Below are 3,094 nucleotides of genomic sequence, written 5' to 3' on the forward strand. Positions count from 1 at the left end.
ACCAAACCGAAAGCTCGTGCTAACCTAGGACAAGAACTTTTTATAAAATCGAAAACTTCTCCAAACGTTGAAAATGATTGTTTGTATTGAGGTTGCTTGTCTGGAAGTAAGGCTTTAACGTTACGATTTATTTGCGGTAGGAAATCAGCTAAGTCACAACCTTGTTCTAATTCATATTCGTTTGAAATATCTTCCAGAAGGTAGGAGACTTTAAAAGTAGTGTTAGGTAAAAAGTCGTTTAAGACTTGAGCTTTTTCTTCCCATTTTTCAACGGCTCCCAAATCAGGAAATAAGAAACAAGTTCGCTCCTTTAGTATTTTGCTCTTTTCTACATTAATTCCGTTCAAACTACCAGAGGCAAGCCAGATGTAATTTGAAAGATATATACTCGCAATAATGGCGGTCTTTTCACTTTCAACAATAGCAACATCTCGTAAGTCTTTATCAGTAATCAGGTGTTCACCAAAATAACATTGTTTAAGGTTGAAGTCATCAAGCTTTAAAACCTTATGAACCCAATTGATATGACTAAAAGGTTTTTTAACTCTCTTTCCGTTAGCCTTATTAAATAACATTATTTTACCACTCCTAACTTTCTGCTTGTTATCAATCTGCCAAAATACGGTTGAGCCAGTCCAATGTTTGGAGCTGCCAATGTTGTATTTATTACATACTTGCTTGATGTCTTCCTTTGTCATAAATGAGCTAAGCCATAAAAGGAAATTATTAGAATCGTAACTAGTCAAAGTTCGTGTCATTACATCATGATTGATGTATGATGCTGGTTTGTTAATTAGCTCAGGTTTCGAGATACAATGGAAGTCTGATTCTTTTAATTCATCCTTTAAATATTCATCTGTATAAGGGTTTAAGTGATAGGTGCAGCTTTGTTCTCTATCACATCTACCATATTTGTATGGTAAAAGTTTACCTGTTTCTTTGTCGATATATCTTACGTAACGTCTGGCTTTGCCACACGAAGGACAGGCCTCTTTTGGTTTTCCTTTAACTAGTTCAAATCTATATATGTGTTTCATATTTACTTTAAATGTTGTGAGTATTTGAGCATTTGAGCATTTGAGCATTTGAGCATATGTTTGTGTAATACATTTAAGTTCAGTTGGTTAAGAAATGCTCATAAAATGCTTAATCTTAGGTTGTGAGCATTTATATAAGTGGTTGATGTTGTAGTGATTACACTGATGAATGCTCAAATGCTCAAAAAACTAATGACTATTATAATTTTCTGTAATTACCATGTGATATTTTGTCATACTTTTCTCTATTCTTTAAGTATCGCGTCAAGGTACTTGGAGGAATTGACAATTGCTCACCTATTTCATTAGCGTTAGCTCGTGTAAATTTATCTGGGAGTTTGTTATATAGAAGGCTTATATTATCAGTTTTTCTTTCACCTCCTTTTAGAAGGTGGACAAAAACATCTGCCGCGTGAACCGAACCAGTCGAAATTATTGATAGTGCATTGTTAAAGTCATTGTCATTACAAGTGAGAACGTGTGGAATCGAAGATTTGGATATGTACCTAAGGGCTGATAAAATCATTGCAATTCTAAAAGCTATAATCCCTAGCCTTTTAATACTAGCTTCAAATTCAGAACTCAACTCTGTTCTTGAATCATTTAAAAGGGTATTTAGGTATTGTGTAAAAATTAACCCTTGCCTTTTTGTTAATTGGAATTGAACAGGAGTTTGGCGAATTATTAGAGTCTTGTACAGCTCATAAACCAGATTACCTTTATCTTCAAAAAAAGACTTGTAATTTATTTGAGAGGGCATTTCAAATGGATTTTTAAAATCACCTTCATGTTCAAAACCATAAAATAGGAATCGACTAAACAAGCCATTCTCGCTATCTGCAATCATTCGGCTGACTTGCTTCGGTGTACCCGAAAGAATCATCGAGAGCATGGGTCTTTTCATTTCAATATAGGCATCCTCAGTTTTTCGGTAAAGACTAACTGTTTCATGATGAAAAGCTTTTCGAAGTACATCACTAAAGTCTCCCCATTCCTGAGACATTATATTGCTGACAGTATCAGCTTCAGTCTCAAATATAATACCTCTATCGTTGTTATTTGTTAAAGCCTGAATGATTGCTGCACTACTGCTATTTCCAGGGATAAAATGCATCAACTGACTAGGTTTAGCCGGTTTGCTTTCGTTTAATTTCTCATGCTTATTGAGCGTGTCATATTTCTGAATAGCATACTCATATTGCTCTATGTCTGTTTTATGTTGATTGAGTTGAGCTTCATGTATTCTGCTGCCTAAAAGTTTAGCCCAATCCAAATTACCTTTACCGCTCCCAGCCATAGCAGTAATAAAACAGTAGAGGTGGGGAGTGTAATTTTTCCCAAAGTATACCCCTTCGATGTTTGGTAAACAACCACTTAGTACCCCCAGAGCTCCAATTAAAACTACATCTTTCTCAATCTGGTCATCAAACATATTAACACAATCACTTAATAAGGGAGGTAGGGTGTTGAAAACCTCTTTGGAAATATTAGATACTTGATTGACTCCAATATTAAAACAGGCATCTCTGTTTTGTGCTCCTTCAATAAGAGCATAGGCCACATTTAATGCATTGCTCTTATTCATGATAACTTCTTGTTTGAGGTTTTTGTTTGTAATAATTGTAAAGCTCTTTGATGCGGATTTTTTTTATCCCTTTATATACTTTGGAGCTTGTAGGTTTTGCTTCATTATAAGTCTTCCTCATGTTAGTCTTTGTTAATTGAAATTAAACATGAGTCGATTTCACTTTTCTTATATCGAATTTTATTACCTATTCGATATGGTTTTAAAATCCCTTTATTATTCCAATGCCACAAAGTTGGCAATGAAACTTTCAAAATTTTACTAGCTTCATCTCTAGTAAGGTACTCTTCTGGTACTTCTTCTTTTTGTTTCTTGCCTTCTAAAATGGCTTCTTTAATTAAAGAAGTTGCGAAACTATGCAAGTCTTTCGCACTTACTTCAATTTTTACATTAGCATTTGTAAATTCTTCTTTTAATAAAAAATCAATCATTTGAATGGAATTTTTCAAACGATGATTATAGGCGCCTTAAT

3 protein-coding genes are annotated in these 3,094 nt (G+C 34.1%); all 3 read right to left on the reverse strand.

The features are described 5' to 3' along the window. Positions 1 to 1,037: DUF6371 domain-containing protein (locus J1N10_RS20550; protein ID WP_262328612.1), on the reverse strand; the 1,037-nt coding region annotated here is incomplete at its 3' end. A 199-nt stretch (positions 1,038 to 1,236) separates the two neighbouring features. Continuing rightward, a complete protein-coding gene (locus J1N10_RS20555; RefSeq protein ID WP_262328613.1) occupies positions 1,237 to 2,622 on the reverse strand; it encodes a YfjI family protein in 1,386 nt (461 codons plus the stop codon). Between the two features lie 122 nt (positions 2,623 to 2,744). After that, positions 2,745 to 3,053 (reverse strand): helix-turn-helix domain-containing protein, encoded by a 309-nt coding sequence (locus J1N10_RS20560; protein ID WP_262328614.1) that lies wholly within the window; start codon positions 3,051 to 3,053, stop codon positions 2,745 to 2,747. Positions 3,054 to 3,094: the final 41 nt, after the last annotated feature.

The organism is Carboxylicivirga litoralis (assembly GCF_025499605.1).
Lineage (GTDB): Bacteria > Bacteroidota > Bacteroidia > Bacteroidales > Marinilabiliaceae > Carboxylicivirga > Carboxylicivirga litoralis.